Origin of the sequence: Methylotenera versatilis 301 (assembly GCF_000093025.1) — a bacterium.
GTDB classification, from domain to species: Bacteria; Pseudomonadota; Gammaproteobacteria; order Burkholderiales; family Methylophilaceae; genus Methylotenera; species Methylotenera versatilis.
On record NC_014207.1, the window covers coordinates 868,738 to 893,918 of the forward strand.

The window sequence follows — 25,181 nt, forward strand, 5'->3', positions numbered from 1 at the left end:
TTATGCACATACTTTTTTTTACCAGTGAACAGTGGCCAACGTTTAGGGCAGACTTAACTATTCTGTTTGGAAAGTATCTGCCACGTTTTGATGTTACTTGCGACTTAGTAACAGAGCAAGATACCAATGACCTATTAAAACCTGTAGCTTGGCCAGCGGGAAAAGCCTTGTTATGCAAGGTACCCAAAAATCGTGCTGGGCAATACCTCATTAAGTTTTTACACCAATGCAAAGTTTTAGTCACAACTAACTATAGTCACTATCAAGCGGTGCAAGTGAGAGATATGACCGTCATTGCATTGCTTGCCATAATGGTATGTAAGATTAAAAAGAAACCATTCTACTATTGGCTTTCATATCCCCAGTCAGAAGGTCAGGTGCAGCGTGCTAAAGCGCGTGGCGTAGGTGCTGGAATGCGTTACTGGTTTCCGTTAATTCAAGGCACTATTGGTCAATATTTGCTCTATAAAATAATATTGCCAAACGCACAACATGTTTTTGTTCAATCTGAAACGATGCTGCAAATGGTCGCTCAGCGTGGTATAGCTAAAGAAAAGATGACGCCAGTACCAATGGGCGTAGATTTACAAGCTGCACAACAAAAACTACTACCTAGCGACAATCCATTATTGGTGAATAAACGGGTTTTAGTTTATTTAGGTACTTTAGATCGCGTTCGACAAATTGAAATTTTATTCAATATGTTGGCGATAGTGCGTGAAAGTATTCCGAACATTATGCTGGTATTGGCAGGAGACACGGAAGACAAAGCACACCGCGCTTGGTTAGAGCAAGAGGCCCGTAGTTTAGGGGTAATGGACTCAATACTGTGGACTGGATGGCTGCCTATGCAGGAAGCTTGGCGTTATGTAGCTGCAGCCGAAATTGGTTTGTCGCCAATACCTCGCGGGTATTTATTAGACATGGGTTCTCCTACTAAGGCGATTGAATACATGGCGCTCGGACTGCCTGTGGTCATGAATGATAATCCAGATCAAGCACTAGTTGCTAGAGAGAGTGGCGCCGCCACCTGTGTGCCACTTGATGCGAAGTCTTTTGCAACGGCTATCACTCATTTGCTAAATGATACTGAGGCTAAAACTACTATGCAGACTAAGGGCATCGAGTATGTGAATAAAGTACGTGGTTATGGGCAACTCGCAATCAATCTGTCCTCAACATATCATCAGCTCATCTCAAAACTGTCATAAAACCTAACTATCATGATGCATTAGTTTAGTGCTCTTATGCTTAATACATTCTTAAGGTTTTAGATGCCGCAATATAAAACAAACCTATGCTTTAAGTGATGGAGTATCGCAACTCAAAGAGCCATTTATTGGGTCTTATCCTTTTTTATTGATGCATTTGATTAGTAAGCACAGCTTTGTATGAAAAAATTCCAAGAAAAACGCCCTATATTTACCGTATTTACACCTACATTTAACCGTGCCCATACATTGCACCGGGTTTACGATAGCCTGAAGTCACAAACGTTTACAGATTTTGAATGGGTGGTGGTAGATGATGGTTCAACTGATGGCACCTATCAGTTAATTAAAGACTGGCAGCAATCAAGTGAGTTTCCAATTGTTTATTTGCAACAACCAAACTACGGTAAGCACATCGCGTTTAATCGGGGCGTTAAAAAAGCAAAAGGAAGTTTGTTTTTACCTATTGACTCAGATGATGCTTTTTTGCCGAACTCCTTGTCTATTATGTGGCACTGGTGGCAATTAATTCCCGATAATGAGCGTCAACAATATACTGGTATTGTGACTTTATGCCAGTTTGAGAATGGACAAGTCTGTGGAGATGTATTTGCAGCACATCCCTTAGATACCAACGCTTTAAATTTGCGTTATAAATATAAAAAACGTGGTGAAACTTGGGGTTTTCACCGAACAGAAATTTTAAAAAAATACCCATTTCCAGAAGATATTTCAGTGCGATTTGTACCTGAGAATATTGTGTGGGACGCGATTGCAAAAGAATACAAGATTAGGTGTATTAACGAGCCACTTAGAGTGTTCTATCAAGACTCGGGTAATCAAATTACCAAAGCTAACCCCAAGAAAAAAGCTTTAGTTAAGGATTATTTTTTGCAGATGCTAAATCGTGATTTTAAGTATTTTCATAATGACCCTAAGACATTTATTAAGTGGGCTATGTTGTATGTGAGATATAGCCTTCATGCAGGCGATGTTCGCTTTATGCAATTCTCGAGATTCAAAAGTGTAAGTGTATTTGTGCTTTGTACCCTAGCAATTTTCCCAGGCTTGCTTATATTCTGTTCAGATAATCTGCGCAAAGTTGCAAATACATGAAGTTTAATCGCCACAACATATTAATTTTATTGTGTTGTTTAGCTGGTGTTATGCATGCCTCTGTCACTGCCGCATCAGAAAACTGGGTTCCAGTTAAAGATGTTTCTTTAATGATTGAGCCAGGTTCCATTCTAGACTTTTCAAATTTAACACTACCGGCAAAACCTATACAAAAGCGCATTATAGTTAATCAGCAAGGTCATTATGCTTTTGAGGATGCTCCAGAGAAGCCGGTTCGTTTTTTGATTGGATCGCTGGGTTTTGGCGTGAATCTAGGTGGTTTTCCTAGCCATGATCTTGTTGATTTGTATGTGAAGCAGTACCGGATGCATGGTTATAACATGGTCAGGCTGGATTTCGTTGAATCCATGCTGATGGAGGGGCGTAAAGTCGATTTTGATTACAACCCTGAACAGCTAGATCGATTTCAATACTTAATTAGCGCATTAAAAAGTAATGGTATTTACCTAATATTAAACGGCTTAAGTAATGATAATGGCGGTTATGGCAATATTACTGAGCGTTGGTTAGGTAAAAAACAACTTCACCAAGGCATTTATTTTGATGCTGAAAAGCAAGCGCATTGGAAAAAATTGATGGCAACCATGTATGGGTCGGTGAATCCATATACTGGTATGAGCATATTGAAGGATCCAACATTAGCGGGATTGATTCTAGTCAACGAAGGTAATCTCGTATTTGTAAATCGCCAAGGTGTTTCGCCAGTTTTTAAACCGCAATTTGCAAAATGGCTTAAAAAGAAATATGGTAGTAATCAGGCTCTGAAAGCGGCTTGGGGCAATGAGTATAAAAAAGAAGATGACATAGAGTCAAATCAGGTGAGCTTTCCTGCGCCAGATGCATGGACGTCGCATCGCATGTCAGATGTACAACAGTTTTTTGTGGAAACTGAGAAAAAGACCGCAGATTGGATGACACAGTATTTACGTTCGCAAGGTTACCAAGGTTTAGTCACGAGTTATAACGTTTGGCATGCCCCAGAAGCGCAAGCGAGTAGGGCGCAGTTTGAATGGGTTGATATGCATAATTACTTTGCACACCCTGAATATATCAGTTCGCAAGAAATGAGCGTGAGGCAGGACAGCATGCTTAAAGGAGACGCCAATTATATTAGAGAGCTTACATCCGCAAAGCATATTGGCAAGGCATATACCGTAACAGAGCATGGGCAAGTTTTCTGGAATCAATATAGACGTGAGAATGGCTTAGCATTGCCAGCTTATGCAGCATTGCAAAGCTGGGACGGCATTTGTCAGCACTCAGGCGCTATTGATTTAAGTTATGCACCAACTGTGGGTAGAAAGAATTTTATCAACCCTTTTGCGGTTGGAACAGATCCAATATCTCGTGCAACAGAAACGTTATCCGCCTTACTTTTTCTACGTGGAGATGTTTCACCAGCAAAACATACGATTGTTGTGAAATTTGGCCATTCTGATGCTTTTGATAAAAGTGCACACCTAGGAAATACGCCATCTGATATCTCTAAACTAAGTTTGGTCACGGGGATAGGGCTAGCTTGGCAAGGTAATACACAGCAGGCTTCAACAGCCAATAAAGGGCTATATGATGCTGAAGTTTTACTAAATCAGCCTGGGTTGAATATATTAAAAGATGGAGCATTAGCACCAGTTAAAGTGACATCTAATTTAAGTACAAAGTTAGATAAATTGGCTAAAGATTATGGCGGAAAACTAGCCTACAAGCTAAGTAAAGTCAATGTGATCGCAGATGATCGCTGGGCTGCAAGGGTGGAGGATTTAAGAAAGTCTGACTTTATTGATGTTAATAACCTTACTAATGCACAGCAAGATTTATTTCAAAGCGACACGGGAGAGCTCTTTTTAGATGCCCAGAAAAAGCAAATGAAAGTGATAACGCCTAATACAGAAGCTGTTGTATTTGATGAGTTAAATCAAATTACACTGAATCAACTTTCTGTGTTGTCGGCCGATAGCCCCGCACTGGTGGCAGTTTCTGCAATGGACAAACAACCGTTAGCCAATAGTAAACGCATGTTAGTGGTGCTTTCAACAGATGCTAGAAATACCGACATGCGTTTTAGTGATGCTGCTGAAACTACATCGACAGATTTAGGGGTGGCGCCAGTGCTCATTCGCATTGCTAAGGTAAAGCTTGGGTTAAAAAATATAAATAAGAGCAAATTGAAGGTGTTTTCAACTAATTTGCGTGGCCAGAGAAAGGATCAAATCAAGGTCATACAAACGGAGAATGGCATTGAGTTTGATTTAGACATCAGCAAGTTAACGCATGGTGCAACGACATATTTTGAAATTAGTGTTTAGATTGCTTTCAAATGACCTCAAATAGCCTCAGCAGAAAAAGCCTTGCTATCATTGTGCCAGAGTTATTGCCAGTGCCACCTGTAAAAGGTGGGGCAGTAGAGCATTGGGTGCATGAAGCTTCTAAGCGTTTAGATCAAGCTGAGTTTGAAATAAGTATTATTTCAAGACCTGCCAATGACCATGGTATTGATGGCGTGCAGTATTTAACGATTCCATGGACTAAAACTGAAGAGTTTTTTCATCGCATAAAAGAGCGTTTAACTTGGCGTAACCCTTTACGCTACTTGGCGAAGATGCAGAATGTAGCCTCCTATGGCAGACGTATGGCAAAACTTGTGCATAGCTTTGATTTGGTGGTGATACATAACGAACCAAATTTACTATTGTTTTTAAGAAGTAATCCGCTGCAAAAAGTAATCTTACATATGCATAATGAACATTTAACGATTAGGATGTTTAGGCCATTTTACCGTTATGCACTTAAAAAGGTTGATTCGGTTATATGCGTAAGTGATTACATAAGACACTCTGCAATAAAGCATTTTCCTCAATATGCAGATAAGTTCATCGTGGTTTTTAATGCCACAGACCCTAATGTTTTCATGCCTTATGGTGACGAGGCATTGCATCAATTAAAAGAAGTAGTAGCTTTAGAAGCGGATAAAAAATATTTACTTTACGTAGGCCGGTTAACTGAAGTCAAAGGTGTGCATGTGTTAATTCAGGCGTTTGAGCAGATTCATCAGCGTTTGCCAAACACTAAACTCATTATTGTTGGCAGCTCTTTTTTTGAGGGGGCAGCAAAAACTGCCTATGAGCAAACTTTAGTTGAACTTGCAAAGCCCATTAGCCAACACATTATCTTCACTGGCTATATCCCACACGAAAAACTTAAATATCTATATTCCGCAGTAGATATCGTTGTTTTGCCATCCATTTGGCAAGATCCATGCCCATTAGTAGTGCTAGAAGCTATGGCATCTGGTACATGTTTGGTGAGTTCTGCCGTAGGTGGAGTGCCTGAAGTTGTTGAAAATAAAATTAATGGCATTTTGGTGAAAGAAGCTGATGTTGATGCATTAGTAGATGCTGTGTGTGGTGTTCTGCTACATGATGAACATAAAGTTCAAATGGAGTATTTATCGCGAAAGAAGATTATTGCAGGGTACACATGGGAGCGCCTTGTAGACGAGTTAGAAGCCATCTTATTTTGTTGTGATGGTATTTTACAAATTGATAACGCTACTACCATGCCATTAATTAAGTATATCAATAATTCGAAGTTGAACACCCCATGATTGCAATCGTGTACCCTCAGTTTTATGGTGTTGGTGGCATAGCGCGCTACCTAGATTCTTTTTTGGCCAATCTGCCCGTAGATCACTCAACAATCTATTTGATTACTGGCGATGAGCATCGTGTTGATCGACACTATGCCAATGTAGAGTTAATCCATCTACCTTTTAGTTCTAGTCGTTTTAATTTATTTTTTTGGTCTCTTAAAGCGCGCAAAATATTAAATGAATTGTATAAACAGAGAAAAATTCAATACATTAATTTGCATATACCGCCACTTATTCCTGGGCTTTTTATGCCTAGGCATATCCCATTGATACTTACTGCTCATACTACTTACATCGGTATGTCGGGTAGGTTTTATAAAACTCAATACTTTGTAAGCCAGTGGCGTGATTTTGAAGTCAATATTAAATTGTGGCTGGAATCTCGTATATTTAAACAAGCTGTAAAAATTATTACGCTAACGGAGCAGGGTAGGCAGGAGTTGCTTACTTACGGAGTCACGAAGCCTATCGAAATTATCCCTAATGGCGTCGATACCTCATTGTTTACACAAGATCTCACAGTTGCTAAAGATTATGATGTGTTGTTTTGCGGGCGTATTGAGCATCGTAAAGGCAGTCGGGCAATGGTTAAAGTTTGCCTTGCGTTGATTCAACAAAAGCCAGATATTCGCATTTTGATTGTTGGTTATGGAGATGATGATGTTTGGGTGAAATCCCATCTGTCTAATCTGACTGAAAATATTAATCTTACTGGTAAGGTCAGCTTTTCAGACATGCAACACTATTATCAAAGAAGTAAGTTATATGTTTCCACTTCTTATTATGAAGGTTTGCCTGGCACATGTTTAGAGGCAATGGCAATGGGCTTGCCGACGATAGCTTGGGATTTTCTGTTTTATCAGGGTTTAGTAGAGCAAGATGAAACTGGCTGTTTGGTAGAGCCAAATAACATAAGAGAGATGGCCAAAAAAATTATTAGCTTATTAGAGAGCCAATTGACCATAACGCGTATGCAACAAAACACCAGAGTACATGTAGAGCGTGACTTTAACTGGCGGAGATTATCTAAACGAATACTTTCTGTATTTGAATAACTAAATACTTCATGAAGCTCACTTTGTGAACGGAAACAGGAGCCGAAGCCCCCGTTGCTATCTATTAAATAGTTAATAGGATTAGACTTGTTCGTTATTACGACGGCGTGACACAAATCCCAATAGCCCTAAACCTGCAAGTAACATAGCGTAGGTTTCTGGTTCGGGAACAGCTGCAACTGTCAAGTTGTCATAAAGCTTACCTGAAGTTAACACTACAGCGCTAACCGTTAACGAAGAAGCAAAGCTCTGGTTGAAGCTGGTTGTAGTTGATTGGAAGTAATCGTTAGATGTGAAAATGATATTTCCATCTTTATCCAAGAATAGTACGTTTGATGCTTGTGGGTTGCCATAGCTTGAACTGTCTAGATTAAATGAGAAGCTACTTAATTGGGTAGGGTTTGCAAATTGTACTAATACTTGATCAAAACGCGCATCAAGAGCATTAACTCCAGAAGGTGCAGCACCCCAGCCAAGATTGGCAGAGTTTTGCACAAAGATCGAAGGGTCAACATTATCATCTGCAATTGAATACGCCGCCCAGTGCTGGCCAGTGACATTAAAGTCAGCGTCTACGGTGTCTACTAAGTGCCCACTTGCAAAACTCACACCATTATCTATTGCAACCTGATCTAAATTTGCATTAGCGCCAGATGATAGCAAGTCGAAATTAATCGTAAATTGAGATGCAGATGCTGCAATACTGCTGGTACTCACGACAACAGCAAGCAATGTGCTCAGTAAGTTTGATTTTTTAAACATGGTATTTTCTCTTTTCAAGATGTTTTAAATGATTCAGCTTTCAGTTCAACCCATCTTTACCAAGACGGGTTGAACCAAATGCATTTGATTTACTTAACGCCGCCTAATACAGCTTGGCCCATTTTGAAGAAAACGTCAGTATTGTCCATTACACCCGTAAATAATGAGGCGCCGCGACCAAAAGCAGATAATGGAATATCCGTCGCAGTATGCACACCTTGGTCACCTGGGACTTGACCAATCACTAAGTAACCAGAGCTAATGTTTCTCACTGGACCTACGTTAGCCACATTTGTAGCTGACATACATTGAGTTCCTGGATTGCCATTAGCACCGCAATTGTAATTATTAAGTGGAGATTGACCGACAAAAGGTTGTTGAGAATCTTGGCTCGGCTGGTCATTTGACTGCCATGTTTCGTAACGGTCAGCATTACCACCGTAACCAATTAACATCTTGCCTGCGATGTCTGTGGTAACAGGATAACCATCAGCACTAATTGTGTATTTTGGAAATTTAGCAGCTTGGTATGTACCAACATCCGCAACTGTATGAGTAGTGCCTACTGATGCACCAATAATTGCAGCGCCACCACATTCATGGTCAGCCGTTACGATCACTAATGTATCTGGATTCAGTTTTGCAAAGTCTTGAGCTACCTTAACTGCGCGATCAAACTCAATAGTTTCTTCAATCCAGCGATCAGAATCCATTAAATGAGCTTGCTTGTCGATAGATGCACCCTCAACCATTAATACAAAGCCGTTTGGATTATTATTTGCTAATACTTTAATTGCCTTATCAGCCATTTCATCAAGCATCGGTTGGTTTGGGAAACCGTAGTCATTTACGATTGACGTAGTTCCGCGGCGTCCATTGATTTTATCAAACGATACGTTCATGTTTGAGTAGCTGAATAATCCCAACAACTTAGATGGCACGCCAGCATTATCCATATCTGTTTTGTCAGCAGCATATGTAAAACCTGCATTTTGGAAATCTGTTATCAAATCACGATTTGGATCTTTACTTCCGACTGCAGCACCCCAACCTGCAACGATGTCAGAAGGCAACACATAGTCACTTCCAGTTGCTCGAACAGAGCCATTGCCAGTATTTGATGGATTTGCAGCTGTTGCTGTTGAGTTTTTTGGGATAAACCATTTACGTCCGCCACCCATCAACACAGATAAACCTGTCAAATTACGGTCATCTAAGTATTGGTCAACGATACCTGTACCGTTACCACGGTTTGAGGTATGTACTGCGTTTGCAGCTGGCGTCGCGTCAAATACGTCTGCAGTTGTAACAATGCCAAGGCTAGTGCCTCGAGTGCGGTGCAAAAACTCCGACAAATACTCTACACGAGGGTTATCGAATGCATCGGTTGTATCGTCAGGCCATACACCCTCTTGACCGCTTGCTTGCTTGTTACCATTGACATAGTTGGCCATGCCTGGAGCAGAGTCTGTCACGATAGTATCAAGTGACGATGTCATTACCATACCAGTAAATGGAAACGTGTCCATTGCAAGTCTACCTTGCGCTTTACCTTGAGCATAACCTTTAACCATGATGCGTGCCGCAGTACGATGTGCTGCACCCATACCATCACCCAACATAAAAATAATGTTTTTTACTGGTTTACCCTGAGCAGTAGTACCAACGACTTCGAAGTTTCCTGTAAGCGTCGCAACTTGGCCATCACTTTGAGTAGCATTAACGGTCAGCGTATGCATACCTGAAATCAAGTTAGAGTAGGCTCTCAATGATCCTACGAAGCCATTGGCTACAGTTACACCAGTACCACTCATGATACTTGTTCTTGCAGTTGGAACGTTAACAGTTACGCCATCAACCTGAAACTCAAAACCAATAATTGTAGTACCTGCATCTGCTGTTACAGTAGCTTGAAGATCAAAACGTTGACCTGGTAAAAAGCGTGAAAGTGTCGTTGCATCGGCACTAACTGTATTACTTGGCGGTGTGAGTCTAGTCACTTTAGGCGCCGCCATGCTTACGCCTGCAGTTGTAGCTAACATGGTTGCTACAACGATTGAAATACATTTACGTTTATACAGGTTCTTATTCATTGATATTTCTCCCTAATTATTGCGTTGGTTGATTAAAATTTTGCAGAGTGGTTGTCACTTTTCTATTGCAGCACTTACACGGATGGCTTCTTTTTCCAGAGCTTTTGAGATTTCTGGATCTAATATCAATCTCGCCATGGAGACATGACCATCAGCCTCCAATTGACTTCCAATACTTAATGTTCCAGTGAGACTAATAAGTCCTGTGATGTGAGGTACAACAAACGGCTTTGGATCAGTGTGTACAAAAATTGAGTTAGCTGGCAAATCATCTGAAAGGCTATCATCTTCATCACCGAGCTCTACTGGCAGAGAAGCTAATACGAACATGCCCGAGGTTGGTGTTTCTACTTTTGCCATGTAACCAAGAATACGAACACGCTTTCCATCAAGGCTCATAAACTTATCATTTAACTCAAGCCCCCTTTTACCGATTGGCATTTTAAAGAAATCGCGGAATTTGATATCGGTAACATCTTTTGGTGCTTCAGAATTGACATTACTAACACTGACAATAAACGGCATCATCTTTGGAGATAAGTTATGGTTTGTTATTTCGTGCGCATTGACATTTAAGCCTAGGCAAATTCCAAATATAAAAAATAACTTATGAAATAAATTGTTTGAAAATGTCATTCGATGTCTCTTTAACTCTATTAATGTTTGGGTGCTATTTAACGTAAGTCATGACTTATAAGGCATGAATATGTATCTAATTATGAAGGTGAAATATTTCAAATTTGTAACGAGAATTGAGCCGTACGGCTTATGAATTAAAATATCCTAAAATATTTTATCTTTTGACTTCACCGGCCTCAGTAGACGTTTGAAGACAGGGCGTTAATGCGCTCAACTCTGTATAATGAGTTTAATTAATACGGAACTTAATATATTTGGTATTTTTATGTATAAACTGCTTCATTGGCTTAGAAAATGGTTCGAATTCCGCCTTCTCCGCCAATAAGTGATACTTGAATAGCAAGTCTGTCAATAAGTGTAAGTCATTGATGCTAAATAAATTTAGTATGATAACTAATGTCTGTATCTCATATTAAGTCACTAAATATTGATATGAAGTTTTTAGTATCTGTATAAATATTTTTTTATAAGCCTGTTTTAGCATTGCTTCAGTTAATCATAAATTAACTGTTTGCAAATTTACTCATTTTGGTCACATAGAATAAAAATTCACAGATGTCAAAATCAATTGAACCCCCTAACCCTAAGCTAAACAACATACTTGCTGCGCTAAATAAGCCAGATTATGAGCGGATTTTTCCTGACTTAGAGTTAGTTGAAATGCCGCTTGGATGGAAGCTTGCTGAAGCTGGAGATCATGTTAAGTTTATCCACTTTCCAATTAGCGGCATTGTTTCTCTGATATATGACCTAGTGGACGGGTCTTCAAGTGAAATAGCCATTGTTGGTAATGAGGGGATGATTGGTATATCAGTCTATATGGGCGGCGATAGTATGCCTAGTAGCACTGAGGTTCAGTGTCCTGGACAAGCTTATCGGCTCAGCAGGAAAGTTTTGAAACAAGAATTTGCTCGTGGTGGTCAGCTACAAAAAATTGCGCTACTTTACACACAGGCTTTGATTGCACAGACGTCTCAAACGGCTGTTTGTAATCAGCACCACTCCTTAGATCAGCAGCTTTGCCGATGGTTGTTGATGAGTGTAGATAGACTGCATGAAAACGAAGTTGTAATAACTCAGTTTTTGATTTCCAAGCTTCTGGGTGTGCGCAGAGAGTCAGTGACAGATGCCGTGGGTAAGTTACAGAAAGATGAAGTAATTAAGTCTACACGTGGACGTATTACAGTGTTGGATCGTCCAAAACTTGAAGAGCGCGTTTGCGAATGCTACGCAGCTGTCGCAGAAGAGTACAAACGTTTATTGCCACCAGTGATTAATCGGTAATAAATGGCATCAGCATTTTTAAGTGACTAAATCTATTTGCTTCACTGCACAGCTATATATATTTAAATAATAGCGACGGATTGTTTTTTGCTTTTACGTTTAATGATTACATTAGAACTCAATCACATGGTTCGGAATGTTTGGCATTTAACATTAAATATAAGCAAATTAACCACAGGAGCAATCATATGAACAAACTATTACTTTCTATCATGGCGATAGCCATTTCAGCTACTTTCACAACTGCCGCAACGGCTGGCGTTAGAGATCCTAATGTGAATAAGCATCAACATCATCAAGATAGACGCATTGCGCAGGGCGTTAAATCAGGTGAGTTGACTAGAGGTGAAGCAAAAGATTTACGTGGTGACCAAAGAAATATTCGTCAAGAAGAGCGTGCGTTTAAGTCTGATGGTAACTTGTCTAAGGATGAGCGCCAAGAGTTGCATCAAGATCAACATGCGGCGAGTAAAGAAATCTATCAAGAAAAACATGACGCGCAAGAGCGTCCTAGAGCAAATTAAGGCAAGTAGTCATTAGGTTGGATTTCTGAGGTAAATATATGTTGCATTTATTATGCAACATATATAGTATGCACAAATGCAATTAACTAAGTTCACAGATTTAAGTTTACGCGTGCTGATGTATCTGACACAGGAAGAGCGTTTAATGCCAGTGACGATCAATGAAATCGCGGAGCAGTTTACTGTTCCGCGCAATCATTTGATTAAAGTGGTGACGCGTTTAAATAAACTGGGTTGGGTCTCAGCTACGCGCGGTAGAAATGGCGGTTTACGGCTGGGCGTGCAAGCCAATCAGTTAAAGTTGGGTAATGTATTGCAAGAGTTAGAGAATGCTTCGGCCTTGATTGATTGTGCAAAACCACCTTGTGCGCTAAAAGGGAATTGTCACCTAAAAGAGATTCTAGACATAGGCTTAAAGGCTTTTTACGAGCACATGAATACGTTTTCATTGGCTGATGTAGTGAACCATAAAACGCAGTCTGCCGTGATTAGCATGCACCAGCGATATCAGGTGTTATTGAAAGACAAGGCGGCATAAGCTTAGCGTTATAAGTATGGATTTAATCGTTAGCGTACGTTAGTTTTTTTACCCCACACTCACACGAGTGTATTTTTTTACGTTATATGTTGCATATTATATACAACTTTTAGGAGAAATGATGTTATCTGCAAATGCAAAACCTTATATTGATGCCAGTGTGCCTGTGCTGCGTGAGCATGGCCTTGCTATTACTACGGTGTTCTATAAAAACATGCTCACTGCGCATCCTGAGCTAAATAATTTATTCAATTTGGGTAATCAAGCCAACGGTTCGCAACAGAAGTCATTAGCTTCAGCCGTTTTTGCTTACGCCGCCAATATAGAGAACGCAGCGGCCTTAGCACCAGTGATTGAGCGCATTGTGCATAAGCATGCTTCTATCGGCATTAAACCGTCACATTATCCAATTGTTGGGCGTTACTTGTTAGGCGCAATTAAAGAAATACTGGGCGATGCCGCCACCCCGGATTTAATTGCTGCATGGGACGAGGCTTATTGGTTGCTGGCTGGAGAATTAATCGCAGCAGAAGCGCGCCTTTACCAAACAGCAGGCTTTGAAGCAGATAGCTGGATGAAGCTGATGGTTGTTGATAAAGTGCGACAAGGTGCGGATATTGTTTCATTTACATTGCAGACAGCAGATCATCAAGCACTGCCCAATTTTAAGCCAGGACAGTACGTTTCTATCGCAACGTATTTAGACGATATACAACTCAGGCAATTACGCCAATATAGTTTATCTGATGCACCTGGTAAAAATAGTTTACGCATTTCAGTTAAGTGTGAAAAAGGCGATGAATTTAAGCCAGAAGGTAAAGTGTCAAATTGGCTACACGAGCATGCGCACATTGGGGACATTCTAGATGTGAGCCATCCTTATGGAAATTTCACGCCAGATATTTTAGCAAGTCATCCAATTGGTTTGATTTCAGCAGGGGTTGGCGTCACTCCGATGATTTCAATGCTCAATAGCCTCGCTGAAGAAAATCCAAATCGCCCTGTGCTATTTGCACATGCGGCTAGATCTAAGCAGCATTTATCCCATGGACAAGATGTCAATTTGGCAAAAGTGGCAATGCCTCATCTGAATCATGCTTTGTATTTAAACGAGTGCCATGAAAAAGAAGAGGGCGTGACAATAGGTAAGATGAATCTATCAGAATTATTGACGCCAGCTTCTCAGGCAAATTTATTTAAAGCCGAAAGTAGTGAAGCCGAGTTTTATATCTGCGGCCCTCAAGCCTTTATGGATGATCAGTGGAAAACGCTTTTAGAGTTAGGCATAAGTCCGACCAGAATTCATCGAGAAGTTTTTGGCCCAGAAAGCCTGAGCCATTTAATTTAATCAAATGATTCAATAACCGAGTTCGATTAAGGTAGAAGGTTTGTGTTATGAAGTACGCAGCAAACCTTCTATTGTTTTAGTTTTACCGGATTCAGCAAAAAGCACCTTGTTGACTTGTGCAGGATCTAGCTTAAAGCTCGCACTGCTAATTGCGGCAATTAGGGTCGCTAGATTAGTGGTTGGTTTAAGGTCGCGACCTTCATAAAGCGCACTGTTACTTAATCCTGGCCAGTCTGCAAGTACTCTGCCGCCGTTAACATCACCACCAAGTATCATGGCGGTAGAGCCTGTACCGTGGTCTGTTCCACCTGTACCGTTAGCTGCGGCCGTGCGGCCAAATTCAGTTGCGACCACTATCGTCGTTTTTTGCCAGACTGGCCCTAAACCATCACGTATCGCCGCTATCATGCTGTCCAGCGATTTCAATTGTCGCGCCAGTCTGCCCTCTTGTGCTGTATGCGTATCCCAGCCGCCAGTTTCTATCATGGCAACTCGAGGCCCATCTGCTTTGGCTAAAAATGAAGCAGCTAGTTTGCCAAAGCTCGCTGGGTCTTGTTTGGCACTGACATCATCTGCCATGTTATTGGCTTCCATTGCCGCTGACCATAGGCTGTGTAGCTGTGCATCTTCTGCATACAACTGATTAACACGCATCAATAAATCATCAGAAGCTTGCGGTAGTGCAGAAGGCGCGTAAGAAGCCACCTCTATTTTGCCACGCAAAGCCATGGGTACTGTGGTGGCAAAAGCAATAGCCTCATTCTGGGCCGATGGCAACAGCGTGAGAAGACGATTCATCCAGCCATCTTTGATTTGATAGGCCGTTGTACCAAAGGTTTCTAATACGTTTTGACCATCAAAGTGAGAGCGACTGCGGTAGGGCGAGGCAACCGCATGTACAAACAGTGCCTGTTTGTTGGCATATAATTTAGCGGTTTCAGCCAGCGATGGATGCAGTGCAAACATGCCATCTAATTTCGTGGCTTGTGAAACATCAATCGCCAACGCGCCACGCAGTTTTGCATAGGCCGGGTCGGCGTATGGAATCACGGTGTTCAAGCCATCAGCAGCACCACGCTGGATGATAAATATAAAACGGCGGTCAGTTTCTGCTGAGGCAAAGCTGATGTAGGGCGATGCAAGCAGCACGCCGGCGCCAGCTGAAAGAAGGCGGAGGAAATCACGACGATTCATATTGTTAGTTGAACTTTGCATGATTATCTCCTTAGAAATTCAGGTGAAACTAACAGCAGTGCTAAACCAGTAGAGGCACTTTCTGAGCGGCTGATGGCAGTTTTGGTTTGTTCGCTTACTGCACCTAAAAGCAATTTATCCGCTAATACGCGAGCGTCTAATTTATCGCCCAAAGGGGCGACTAAACGCTGCACTAGCTCTACTCGCCTGAGTAGCGCGTTTGGCGCAGCCCATGTGGCGGCAATGTCATCAAAGCCTGCGGGGGAACCTGGTCTCCAGATCTGTTGACCTAACTGATTTAAAATCTGCGCGATTTTGATATTGTCTAAATTCTGTCGCCCTAAACCTCTCAGCGATGAGATTAGCCATTCCCAAGGGGTTTTGAATTTAGCTGGAGCTGGCAGCCAAGATTCAGGCGCGTCTATTAATGCATGATAAACCTTGCTAAGATCGCCATTACTAGACATATAGGCTTGGGTAAGTTTACTCACTAAACTTTCTGGCGGTGTATCGTTGACAAAATGTCGTACCAGCTTGGTGGCTAGGTGTGTTGCAGTCGCTTGTGAATGCGCTAAATCAGTCAAAATGGCTTCTGCTTGTGCTTTGCCAGATTGGCTATAAGTCTTACCCATCATATTGCGTTCGCCTGGCTCATGCAATAGCGGGCGAAACGCAAAACCATTCGTATCAGCGCTGACGCCTTTATCTTTGCCCATGCCTGCAATGCTCCAACCTGTCAGCGCACGTGCAAACTCCGTGACGTCAGCTTGCGTATAGCCGCTACGCACGCCCAGCGTGTGTAGCTCCAAAATTTCACGTGCCAGATTCTCGTTTAAGCCACGTTTTTTATCAGGCTGCTTTTCAGCTGAACGGCTGCCAGCCTTGCTGTTAGGTCCGATAGATTTTGCTTGGTCTAAATATAACAGCATGGCTGGATGTTGTTCTACAGCAAAGAGTAGGTCTTTAAAATTCCCTAATATATTCGGACGAATCGCCTCAAACTCAAAAGCACCTGCTAAATCTGCAATGGCTGGTTTTTCAATAGAAACCGCAAAATGATTCGCCCAAAAATGCACTAAACGCTCCATAAAAGGCGTGTTGCTGGTAAGCGCTGCCGCAGCTCGCGCACTCACCGCATCTTGATAGGTATCTTTCACTTCAAGCCTAAGGGTGCGTTTCATTTCCTTTTTTTCAGCATCATCGGCTTTACGCATCTCTTGTTGCTGTTGAGCGTATTCCGCAATCAAACTCGCAGTGCTAGCTTGATTTGCCAAGCTGGCTGGCTTGGCTTGATATTGGATGAATTGATTTAGCAACCACTTTTTAGGCTCATTCGGCACAATATCATCGGCACGTGCGCCTAAACCAAAGCGGTTCACCGCAATCGCAGCGGGGCTCATGTTAGAGGTGTTGTCCATGCTCTTTTTATTCCCAGATATCTTCAGTATTAATTATCTTTAAGCATCATGATAGGTGGTTCGCGTAAAGGTCCCTTTTTAGCTAAGCCATCTGCAAACTTTTGCCTATCTTCTGCAGAAAGTGTTTCGGCATAGTTCAGCATGGTGACTTCAATCTTCATACGTATGGCTCTGTCTGCCTCACGTGTTTTGGCGAGAGCAACTTCAACTGCCTGCCTATCAAAGCTTGGTGCAGCAATTAACTTGCGTACTTCAGTGCGCGCCTCATTCGCTGTTGCTAATAGCGGCCTGACTTCACGTCTAGCTTGGCGCAAAGTTTTTTTGAACTGTCGCTGCTGCTCTAGGCTCAAATTTTCTGCGGCATAGCGCAAAGCATTTTGCCCTACTTTGCCAGTTTGATGGTTTTCAAATAACTTATAAGCACCGCCAGCAATGCTACCGATTAAAAATAGATTCAACAGTAGTGAGGCTATTATTAGCCACTTGCTTTGTAGCCATTTATTTTCAATTTTATTCACTCTTAAGCCAGTCATAATTTAAGACCACTCCTGTCCAACATCTACATACTGCGCCATTGCGCCAGATGATTCACTTACGCCATCAATGCTTTCAGGCAACAACCCTGAAGTCCAAATCGATACAAAAAAAGCACCAGCTACTGCGCCAGCCAACCCTGTGCCAATAAAGCTAGAAACGCCAAGCCAGTTTTTGATATTCCATTGTTGCCAGAAGTTTTGCTTTACTCGTGAGTTGTCAGCTTTTGGCGCACTTGAGACAATGCTGTCAAACAGCGAGCGTTCAGCAGGCGCTACCGTATGGCTGCTAAATACTTCATCCAATAACCGTGCTTTTTCCAGCGCTTCATTCACTTCAGGTAAGTTAAGTGCAATTAGTTCATTAGCCTGTTTTTGGTGGATTTCAGGCCAATGTTTAATCGTTGCGCCATAGGCGTCTGTGAACTTGATAAACTGTTCTATATTCATGCTTTGTGTACTCCTTGTTCTGCAAGCAATGCCCGCATATTGCGCCTGGCGCGAGATAGCAAACTCTCCAGTGCATCCACACTTACGCCCATTAGATCTGCCGCCTCAATATTGGAAAGCTCCTGATAATATTGCAACACCAAAGCCTCCCGCTGTCGGTTAGGCAATATTGCCAGCGCGGCACTAATCATGTCACCTTGCTGCGATTTGTCTAAACGCTGCTCGGGTATCAGCGCTGGGTCTATTAGTTCTGGCGTACTCTCATCGCTGTAATCTTTGTCAGTATAGTCTTTGCGAGTACGTAACCTGTCGTAACATAAGTTAAGCGCTACTTTATGTAGCCAAGTGTCAAACTTAGCACCGCCAGACTGCCAATTTTCAGCATGTTTCCATACACGAAGAAAAGTTTCCTGCGTGACGTCCTCGGCTTCACCACGGTCATTGAGCATGCGCATACCCAGCGCGAGCAATCGTGAAAGCTTTTTAGTAACCATCTCCCGAATAGCCGATTGATCGCCTCGCGCAATACGCGGCAACAATTCGGCATCAGGGTCGAGTTCATTCATGCAGTTTTTCCAGTTCTTTCATGCTTAAACGTGGGTATTGAAAATATCCGTCGGTTAATTTTAAAAAGTTTAGCGCCATTAGTATTTGCTCGGGTGATATTAATACAACTTATGCAAGTGCATTATCTGAAAACAGCTCGCTTGAAAACTGTAATGTTATCCCCATTAAAAGATTACTGTTTTTAATACCCAATTTCGATACAAATAAGTAAGGAGCTAAATTTATGTCCGCAGAGACCGCACAAAAAGAAATTCATCCAAAAGAATCCATGGCCTTTCAGGCAGAAGTGAAACAACTGCTTCAATTGATGATTCACTCGCTATACAGTAACAAAGAAATTGTGTTGCGTGAGTTGATTTCTAACGCATCGGATGCGGCTGATAAATTGCGTTTTGAAGCTGTAAGTAATGGTGGGCTTTATGAAGGCGATAGTGAGTTAAAGATTCGCATTGCGTTCGATAAAGAAGCACGTACAGTGACCATTAACGATAACGGCATTGGTATGAGCCGTGATGAAGTGATTGCTAACATTGGTACGATAGCAAAATCGGGCACGAAAGAATTTTTTAATGCGCTTTCTGGCGACCAAGCCAAGGATGCGAATTTGATTGGTCAGTTTGGTGTGGGCTTTTATTCAGCTTTTATTATTGCGGATAAAGTCACATTAACGACTCGTCGTGCTGGCGCTACAACTGCAGTGCGTTGGGAGTCAGCAGGTGAGGGCGATTTCACATTAGAAGATGCTGATAAAACTACTCGCGGTACTGAGATTGTCTTGCACTTACGTGAAGGCGAAGACGAATTTCTAAGTGATTGGAAACTCAAAACGATTATTCGCAAGTATTCAGACCATATTACTTTACCTATCGTGATGAAAAAATCCGAGTGGAAAGATGGCGCTGAAGTGGCAACCGATGAAGATGAAACGGTAAATAAAGCGTCAGCATTATGGGCGCGTAGCAAAAACGATATTACCGAAGAAGAGTATCAAGAGTTCTACAAACACGTTTCTCACGACTTTGAGAATCCACTAGCCTATACGCACAGCCGTGTAGAAGGTAAGCAAGAATATATTTCACTGCTTTATATTCCAGGCAAAGCGCCGTTTGACTTGTATGACCGTGACCGCCGTCATGGCATTAAGTTGTATGTGAAACGCGTATTCATTATGGAAGATGCTGAGAAGTTGATGCCGCAGTATCTACGTTTTGTACGTGGCGTGATTGATACCTCTGATTTGCCATTAAACGTTTCACGTGAGATTTTGCAATCTAGCCGCGATGTAGATGCGATTAAAGCGGGTTCGACCAAGAAAATCTTGGGCGTGTTGGAAGACATGGCTGAAAATAAGCCAGAAGATTACAAGAAGTTTTACGCTGAGTTCGGACGTGTATTGAAAGAAGGCCCAGGTGAAGATTTTGCTAATAAAGACAAAATTGCTGGCTTGCTAAGATTTGCTTCAACCAAGGCGGATACTGACGTTCAAGAAGTTTCGCTAAAAGACTACATTGCACGCATGCAGCCTGAGCAAGATGTGATTTACTACATTACCGCAGAAAGCTTCGCCGCAGCACAACATAGTCCGCATTTAGAGATTTTCCGCAAAAAAGGTATTGAAGTATTGCTGATGTCTGACCGTGTGGACGAATGGCTACTTGGCAGCTTGACTGAATTTGAAGGTAAGAAATTACAGTCTATCGCCAAAGGTGATTTAGATTTAGGCAAACTTGAATCTGATACTGAAAAAGAGATTCAAAAGAAAATTGAAGAAGAAGCAAAAACCTTGGTTGAGAAGATTAAAAACTCACTGGGCGATCAAGTAAAAGATGTACGCGTGACACACCGCTTAACTGATTCACCAGCATGTTTGGTGAGTGATGCCAATGATTTGTCAGGCAACTTAGCGCGTATGTTAAAAGCGGCAGGACAAAATACGCCAGACGCTAAGCCTATCTTGGAGATCAACCCAGCACATAAATTGGTTAAACGTCTTGAGGCAGAAGCAGCTGATGCAGTTTTTAGCGATTTAGCTTTTGTGTTATTTGACCAAGCTTTGTTGGCTGAAGGCGGAACGCTGAATGACCCTGCGAGCTTTGTTAAACGTATGAATAGTTTAATTAGCTAAGCTTTATTGAGTACATTAGGTAATAAAAGTTAAGCATGACAAAAGCCCGTGCAACGTAAGTTGGGCGGGCTTTTTTCTGCCGTTCACATATAGTCAGTCATTAGAAGCAATCAAACAATACTCACCACTACCTTACCTTTAGCTCGACCTTCTTCGAGATAGGCAAGTGCTTCCTTTGCTTGATTGAAGGGAAATACCTTATCGATGACTGGCTGGATATGCCCTGCATCTAGCAGCTTACCGATCTCTGCGAGCTGATGACCATCAGGATGTACAAACAGGAATGAATATTCGATACCGCGCTTCTTAGCTTGGCGAATAATCTTAGCACTCATCAACCCGAACACGAATGCCATGAGAAAGTTCATGCTTCTGGCGCGAGCGAACGCCGCGTCTAGAGGGCCAATGAGCGAGACGATAATACTCTTGGGGTTCAAAATGCCAATAGATTTCTCGATCACGTCACCTTTGATGGTACCAAGCACCACATCATAGCCCTGCAGCACTTTCTCGAACGCCTGCTTCTTGTAATCAACCACCTCATCGGCGCCAAGGCGTTGAACTAGGCTCACATTAGCCGTACTGGTGGTGGTCCCCACCTTTGCACCAAGATGTTTTGCGAGTTGGATTGCGAACGTGCCTATACCTCCCGAACCAGCAGGGATGAATACCTTTTGGCCAGGCTTGAGATGTGCGCGTTCTTTAAGTGCTTGCCACGATGTGAGTCCTACCATAGGGATCGAAGCTGCTTGTACAAAGTCCAGATTTGCTGGTTTGATTGCGGCTGCGCTCTCGGGCACAACAGCAAACTCAGCAAGTGCTCCCGTGCCTAGGTCGAGGATGCTGGCATAAACGGCATCGCCCGGTTTGAAACGCGTGACGCGACTTCCCACTTCCACTACGATACCCGCCAAGTCGCTGCCCATCGTAGCTGGTAGCTTAAACTTAAGGATGGGCTTGAACGTTCCTTTTGGAATCACATTGTCTATCGGATTCAGACCAGCGGCAAAGATCTGAACGAGCATTTCGTTCGGCTTGATTTTAGGTCGGGGGATATCGGCGAATGCGAGTTGATCGGATTTACCATAACGCTTTAAGATAAGTGCTTTCATTTCTATTTCCTATCAGTTTTACTCCTGCCATTACTGTTTCGGCCATTTGATTTACTGCCTGAACAACAGACGGTCATGAATAGTAGGCTTAATACAACTTCTATGAAAACGGCGGAGAAAATGCCGCTGGTTGCATGCCCTGTAGCAAACTCATAAACTCCGAGGGCTGCCAATATCATGCAGGACGTTATCACTCCGTAGATGAGCGCTGTACGAGTTGTCGAATGTTCTGCGGTTCTAACCATGAAAAACATCACAGCGAGACCTGTATAAAGCGCTGCTATTCGTCTTGCAAGTAACCCCGACTCGATCGTTAATTCCACTCCCCAGCTTGCTAGTATCTTATCTGGTGCAAACATTAAGATGGCCGCCAACAGTATAAATAGGATTGAAGTGAGTACTGAAAGTCGATAAAAAGATAAAAATTTCATGGTGATATCTTATGGTTGGTTAGCTATTTTTTCTAGAGAGTCAAGTTTTAACTCTTTACGAATGCCGATATCAACCAATGCAGCAGGCGCAAACCTTCTCAGGAAACTCAAGCGGCATGCTAATTTTCCAGCGGCATAACGCAGCTTAGGATGTTTGGCATTGGCGGCTTTTCGTACGACGTTGGCGACAACTTTTGGATCATCGCCACCTGCAACAGCGATTTTAATTAATTTCGCAAGTGCTTTCCGTGCAAGGTTGTACTCATCTACTTTAGCGTCTACTTCTAGGGTGTTGGCTTCAAACTGCGTATTGGTATAACCAGGCTCAACCACAGAAACACGAATGCCCCTTGTTCGCAGTTCATGATCTAGAGATTCTGAGAAGCCTTCTACTGCATGCTTAGTAGCCGCATAAGTTGCCATATATGGTGCCGGTATCAGCCCAAGAATGGAGCCGATGTTGATGATGCGACCTTCGCCCTGTTTTCTCATATAAGGCACAACAGCGCGCGTCATGCGGACAATGCCAAAAAAATTCGTATCAAAAATCATTTTGGTTTGTTCAATTGAACTTTCTTCAGCGCCACCTGGTGCTACACCGAAGCCCGCGTTATTAACCACTAGATCAATACGACCTTCAATTTGGATGACTTCTTTTAATGCTGCTTCTATAGATTCTTCGCTATTTACATCCAGCGCAATCATCTTGTATGGGCGTTGGGCGCCTTGTGCGCCCTTACGACTCGTTCCGTAAACCTTATAACCAGAATTTGCGAGTAACTCTGCTGTAGCCTCACCGATTCCTGATGACGCACCTGTCACAATTGCGATCTTGCTTTTCATATTTCTCTCCTTTAATTCAGTTAGTAAAAAATGCTATATAAATATGATATCCATCATATTTAATGTCAAAAAAAAGCCAAAGTACTTAATGAAAAATTAATCACTCTTTGGCATCGTAGTGTTTTAAAGTGGCTTGGCGGAAATCTTCGCTAAGCTCAGGGTCAGCTACCGCACGAGCTAACAATAATGTACCCACCATCGTTGATAACATGACTAGCGCCTTTTCATATGTATTAGATTGGCGATCTGATAATCGACTTTTAATAAGTGCTATCATTTCCTTGATACGGCAAGTAGAGGCTTTTCTCACTTCAGGTGCCTGGCGCGGCATTTCCGAACCAAGGGCGGCTAAAGAGCATCCAGTTTCAATGTTAGCCATGTGCTCATTTGATAAATAAACATTCATCAGAGCTTGCAATGCTTGGTCCTCAGGAACTTCAGCAAATACTCTTTCAGCAATAGCAATAGTCTCTGCACCAGCTTGATCTGCGGCTTCTGCGAGCATGGCATCACGCGATGCAAAATGTGCGTAAAAACCGCCATGTGTGAGGCCTGCTTCTTTCATAATGTCAGCTACACCCGTGCCATCGTAACCACTTCTACGGATTGCTCGCGCAGCGGTTTCCACAATACGTGTATGCGTAATTTCTTTACGGCTGGAAGTATTCTGTTTAGACATTGTTTTTTTCATGACGACCATCATATATGATAACCATCATAAAATGCAAATAAAATATATTTTTACGTATTTAAATATATTGAATATTAAATGTTGACATTGTAAATAAGAATCATTATCATTTAATCATAATATTAAGTAGTGAAAGTCTTACATGGCAAATTGCAATAAACAGTTAAATAGTACTCAGCAACAGTACAGTGTTGGGGAGTATGACCCAGATTTGCCAAATGCAAATGCAGTGATGGCGGCGATTTGCTGTGTGAGCTCGCAATATATTGTGCATCCGTCCGCTGATTTGGCAATGCTGGTTGCAGACTTGGCACACAAACTTACGGCACCACAATATGCTGAATCTAAGTTAGTCACTGAGGTTGCAAAACGCTTGGTGTATCAGTGGGATGAAATTGTGCGCGAGCAGCAAGCCAGCTTAATGGATGCCACGCCATTGAGCGAATCACTGCATTAACTTGCAGCAAAAATTAACGATGAGAAATGCAAGAAGTTACCCATTTAAAAAATAACAGAGAGTACATATGTCACGATTAACCGGCCCAAGATTAAAAATTATGCGTTCATTAGGTGTTGATTTGCCAGGGTTATCGCGCAAAACGATTGAAGCTAGACCAACGCCACCAGGTCAACATGGTATGAAGGCTATGCGCCGCCGTAAGTCTGACTATGGTGTGAAGTTGCAAGAAAAGCAAAAACTGCGTTTTAACTATGGGTTAACTGAACGCCAAATGCGCCGCTTAATCATAGAAGCGCGTAAAGGTAGCGAGCCGACTGGTGATAACTTTTTACAATTATTAGAACGTCGTTTAGATAACGTTGTTTTTAGAGCAGGATTTGCGCCATCAGCCATCTCTGCACGTCAATTAGTCACACATGGGCATGTTATTTTGAATGGTAGGTCGGTGAATATTCCATCGATTCGCGTGAAGTTAGCCGATGAAATTTCACTTAAAGTGACTAGTTTGAAAATACCACTGGTGATTGAAACGCTAGCTAAACCAGTATTAGACCGCCCAGATTGGCTGCAATGGGACGAAACCGATAAACGCATCAAAGTGGCACATCTGCCCGATGCTGACCAAGTACCATTTCCGATTGATGTTCAGCAAGTTGTTGAATATTACTCAAACCGAATTTAAGCGCTGACTAACACAGTGCTTAAATACTAGGTTGATGCGAATCAATCTATAAAGCTGTAACTGCACGGTGACGTGCATCTCCTTGTATTATCTTTATGACCGCATTGAATTTATTCATGTCAGACGGTCACTTTTTTTAACTTAAAGTAATTGAGCTTACCTTCAAACAAACGATGATTGGATATGGTGATGAGAGAAGATGAAGATTGCAGAAAAATAGTGCTCGCTGGTGCTGAGGGTTGCAGAATTGTGTATTGCGAAGGTTGCCAAGTTGCTGAGGTAGAGCTAGGTGCCATCAGTGTGCGCTTAGAATTAACGGCGTTATATAACTTACAAACAGTCTTAGGTCATGCTGTTATCAAATTATCGGTACTTAAGGCCATTAAAGTGTCACCTGGATTTCAGTACGATCAACTTAATTTAGAGTGAAGTTAA

The 25,181-nt window shown here is 42.1% G+C and carries 25 protein-coding genes; 13 read left to right on the top strand and 12 right to left on the bottom strand.

Annotated features, from left to right (window positions below):
• The first annotated feature begins 2 nt into the window (after window positions 1-2).
• The 5 genes from M301_RS03935 (at window position 3) to M301_RS03955 (ending at window position 7,052) form a co-directional block, all read left to right on the top strand.
• On the top strand, window positions 3-1,211 hold the full coding sequence (locus M301_RS03935) for a glycosyltransferase (protein WP_013147460.1): 1,209 nt from the start codon (window positions 3-5) through the stop codon (window positions 1,209-1,211).
• A 180-nt stretch (window positions 1,212-1,391) separates the two neighbouring features.
• Entirely contained in the window at window positions 1,392-2,327 is a 936-nt protein-coding gene (locus tag M301_RS03940) for a glycosyltransferase family 2 protein (protein ID WP_013147461.1), read from the top strand.
• Complete coding sequence (locus tag M301_RS03945) at window positions 2,324-4,654, top strand: cellulase family glycosylhydrolase (RefSeq protein WP_013147462.1); 2,331 nt, start codon at window positions 2,324-2,326, stop codon at window positions 4,652-4,654. The genes M301_RS03940 and M301_RS03945 overlap by 4 nt, the downstream gene beginning before the upstream one ends.
• Before the next feature lie 11 nt (window positions 4,655-4,665).
• The gene (locus M301_RS03950; protein ID WP_013147463.1) at window positions 4,666-5,952 is read left to right on the top strand and encodes a glycosyltransferase family 4 protein; all 1,287 of its coding nucleotides are present in this window, start codon (window positions 4,666-4,668) and stop codon (window positions 5,950-5,952) included.
• On the top strand, window positions 5,949-7,052 hold the full coding sequence (locus M301_RS03955) for a glycosyltransferase family 4 protein (protein ID WP_013147464.1): 1,104 nt from the start codon (window positions 5,949-5,951) through the stop codon (window positions 7,050-7,052). Before M301_RS03950 ends, M301_RS03955 begins: the two co-directional genes overlap by 4 nt.
• A gap of 81 nt (window positions 7,053-7,133) precedes the next feature.
• Here M301_RS03955 and M301_RS14495 read toward each other — a convergent pair whose 3' ends face one another.
• The 3 genes from M301_RS14495 to M301_RS14150 all read right to left on the bottom strand — a co-directional run bounded on the left by M301_RS14495 (window position 7,134) and on the right by M301_RS14150 (window position 10,543).
• Window positions 7,134-7,814 carry a PEP-CTERM sorting domain-containing protein gene (locus M301_RS14495; RefSeq protein ID WP_013147465.1) on the bottom strand — a complete coding sequence of 227 codons (681 nt, stop codon included), beginning with the start codon at window positions 7,812-7,814 and terminating at the stop codon, window positions 7,134-7,136.
• Between the two features lie 89 nt (window positions 7,815-7,903).
• Entirely contained in the window at window positions 7,904-9,907 is a 2,004-nt protein-coding gene (locus M301_RS03965) for an alkaline phosphatase (RefSeq protein WP_013147466.1), read from the bottom strand.
• A 54-nt stretch (window positions 9,908-9,961) separates the two neighbouring features.
• Window positions 9,962-10,543 (bottom strand): hypothetical protein, encoded by a 582-nt coding sequence (locus M301_RS14150; protein ID WP_013147467.1) that lies wholly within the window; start codon window positions 10,541-10,543, stop codon window positions 9,962-9,964.
• Between the two features lie 558 nt (window positions 10,544-11,101).
• On the opposite strand from M301_RS14150, the gene M301_RS03975 reads away from it, so the two are divergent.
• The 4 genes from M301_RS03975 (at window position 11,102) to M301_RS03990 (ending at window position 14,240) form a co-directional block, all read left to right on the top strand.
• A complete protein-coding gene (locus M301_RS03975; protein ID WP_013147468.1) occupies window positions 11,102-11,830 on the top strand; it encodes a Crp/Fnr family transcriptional regulator in 729 nt (242 codons plus the stop codon).
• Window positions 11,831-12,018: 188 nt separating this feature from the next.
• Window positions 12,019-12,354: a hypothetical protein gene (locus M301_RS03980; RefSeq protein ID WP_013147469.1), complete on the top strand. Its 336-nt coding sequence runs from the start codon at window positions 12,019-12,021 to the stop codon at window positions 12,352-12,354.
• A gap of 76 nt (window positions 12,355-12,430) precedes the next feature.
• Window positions 12,431-12,892 carry an Rrf2 family transcriptional regulator gene (locus M301_RS03985; protein ID WP_013147470.1) on the top strand — a complete coding sequence of 154 codons (462 nt, stop codon included), beginning with the start codon at window positions 12,431-12,433 and terminating at the stop codon, window positions 12,890-12,892.
• 121 nt (window positions 12,893-13,013) lie between these two features.
• Window positions 13,014-14,240, top strand: a complete 1,227-nt coding sequence (locus M301_RS03990) for a globin domain-containing protein (protein WP_013147471.1) — start codon at window positions 13,014-13,016, stop codon at window positions 14,238-14,240.
• 45 nt (window positions 14,241-14,285) lie between these two features.
• On the opposite strand, the gene M301_RS03995 is transcribed toward M301_RS03990, so the two are convergent.
• The 5 genes from M301_RS03995 to M301_RS04015 are packed head-to-tail and all read right to left on the bottom strand — an operon-like array spanning window position 14,286 to window position 18,401.
• A complete protein-coding gene (locus M301_RS03995) occupies window positions 14,286-15,455 on the bottom strand; it encodes a DUF1501 domain-containing protein (RefSeq protein ID WP_013147472.1) in 1,170 nt (389 codons plus the stop codon).
• A gap of 2 nt (window positions 15,456-15,457) precedes the next feature.
• Window positions 15,458-16,852, bottom strand: coding sequence for a DUF1800 domain-containing protein (locus M301_RS04000; protein WP_013147473.1), 1,395 nt, complete (start codon window positions 16,850-16,852; stop codon window positions 15,458-15,460).
• A 29-nt stretch (window positions 16,853-16,881) separates the two neighbouring features.
• Window positions 16,882-17,385: a periplasmic heavy metal sensor gene (locus M301_RS04005; protein ID WP_013147474.1), complete on the bottom strand. Its 504-nt coding sequence runs from the start codon at window positions 17,383-17,385 to the stop codon at window positions 16,882-16,884.
• A 3-nt stretch (window positions 17,386-17,388) separates the two neighbouring features.
• Window positions 17,389-17,835 (bottom strand): hypothetical protein, encoded by a 447-nt coding sequence (locus tag M301_RS04010; RefSeq protein ID WP_013147475.1) that lies wholly within the window; start codon window positions 17,833-17,835, stop codon window positions 17,389-17,391.
• A complete protein-coding gene (locus M301_RS04015) occupies window positions 17,832-18,401 on the bottom strand; it encodes an RNA polymerase sigma factor (protein ID WP_013147476.1) in 570 nt (189 codons plus the stop codon). Before M301_RS04015 ends, M301_RS04010 begins: the two co-directional genes overlap by 4 nt.
• Window positions 18,402-18,625: 224 nt before the next feature.
• Here M301_RS04015 and htpG point away from each other — a divergent pair, with 224 nt between their 5' ends.
• A complete protein-coding gene (htpG, locus tag M301_RS04020; protein ID WP_013147477.1) occupies window positions 18,626-20,527 on the top strand; it encodes a molecular chaperone HtpG in 1,902 nt (633 codons plus the stop codon).
• A gap of 110 nt (window positions 20,528-20,637) precedes the next feature.
• Here the strand turns inward: htpG and M301_RS04025 are convergent, their stop codons facing one another.
• The 4 genes from M301_RS04025 to M301_RS04040 form a co-directional block, all read right to left on the bottom strand.
• Window positions 20,638-21,639 carry an NADP-dependent oxidoreductase gene (locus tag M301_RS04025; RefSeq protein ID WP_013147478.1) on the bottom strand — a complete coding sequence of 334 codons (1,002 nt, stop codon included), beginning with the start codon at window positions 21,637-21,639 and terminating at the stop codon, window positions 20,638-20,640.
• Window positions 21,640-21,641: 2 nt separating this feature from the next.
• On the bottom strand, window positions 21,642-22,070 hold the full coding sequence (locus tag M301_RS04030) for a hypothetical protein (RefSeq protein WP_013147479.1): 429 nt from the start codon (window positions 22,068-22,070) through the stop codon (window positions 21,642-21,644).
• Between the two features lie 9 nt (window positions 22,071-22,079).
• Window positions 22,080-22,913, bottom strand: a complete 834-nt coding sequence (locus M301_RS04035) for an oxidoreductase (protein ID WP_013147480.1) — start codon at window positions 22,911-22,913, stop codon at window positions 22,080-22,082.
• A gap of 100 nt (window positions 22,914-23,013) precedes the next feature.
• Window positions 23,014-23,604: a TetR/AcrR family transcriptional regulator gene (locus tag M301_RS04040; protein WP_202943939.1), complete on the bottom strand. Its 591-nt coding sequence runs from the start codon at window positions 23,602-23,604 to the stop codon at window positions 23,014-23,016.
• A gap of 142 nt (window positions 23,605-23,746) precedes the next feature.
• On the opposite strand from M301_RS04040, the gene M301_RS14155 reads away from it, so the two are divergent.
• From M301_RS14155 to M301_RS04055, 3 genes are all read left to right on the top strand, one after another.
• A complete protein-coding gene (locus M301_RS14155; protein WP_013147482.1) occupies window positions 23,747-24,061 on the top strand; it encodes a hypothetical protein in 315 nt (104 codons plus the stop codon).
• A 67-nt stretch (window positions 24,062-24,128) separates the two neighbouring features.
• Window positions 24,129-24,746 carry a 30S ribosomal protein S4 gene (gene rpsD, locus M301_RS04050; RefSeq protein WP_013147483.1) on the top strand — a complete coding sequence of 206 codons (618 nt, stop codon included), beginning with the start codon at window positions 24,129-24,131 and terminating at the stop codon, window positions 24,744-24,746.
• Window positions 24,747-24,935: 189 nt separating this feature from the next.
• Complete coding sequence (locus tag M301_RS04055; protein ID WP_013147484.1) at window positions 24,936-25,175, top strand: hypothetical protein; 240 nt, start codon at window positions 24,936-24,938, stop codon at window positions 25,173-25,175.
• Window positions 25,176-25,181: the final 6 nt, after the last annotated feature.